Annotated in this window: 1 protein-coding gene; it reads right to left on the reverse strand. The window is 66.6% G+C overall.

Features of this window, described 5'->3' with window-relative positions; translation table 11 throughout:
• Nucleotides 1–434: aa3-type cytochrome oxidase subunit III (gene ctaE / locus GTR02_RS24810; RefSeq protein WP_166609605.1), on the reverse strand; the 434-nt coding region annotated here is incomplete at both ends.

A 434-nucleotide genomic window follows, 5' to 3' on the forward strand; every position in this document is an offset into this window, starting at 1 on the left:
GCGCTGGTGGCCTCCTGGTGACCGAAGCGCTTCGCGGCGAAGGAGCGCCCGATGACCATGAGGAAGGCGACGAGACCGCCGAAGACGTGGATGCCGTGGAAGCCGGTGGCCAGGATGAAGACCGAGCCGTAGGCGTTGGTCGCGATGGTCAGGCCCTCGTGGGCCAGCTCCGCGTACTCGAACACCTGACCGGCGACGAAGATCCCGCCGAAGATGTAGGTGAGGACGAACCACTCCTGCATGCCCCACTTGGAGAGCTCCCAGAGGCGGCCGAGGCGGCGCGGCTGGAAGCGCTCGGCGGCGAAGACGCCGAACTGGCACCAGAACGACGAGATCACCAGGATCGTCGTGTTCACGCTCGAGAACGGGACGTTGAGCAGCTCCGGGCCGGTCTCCCACAGCTGGGGCGCCACGGAGCGGATCGTGAAGTACAT

Origin of the sequence: Kineococcus siccus, assembly GCF_009906795.1 — a bacterium.
GTDB lineage: Bacteria > Actinomycetota > Actinomycetes > Actinomycetales > Kineococcaceae > Kineococcus > Kineococcus siccus.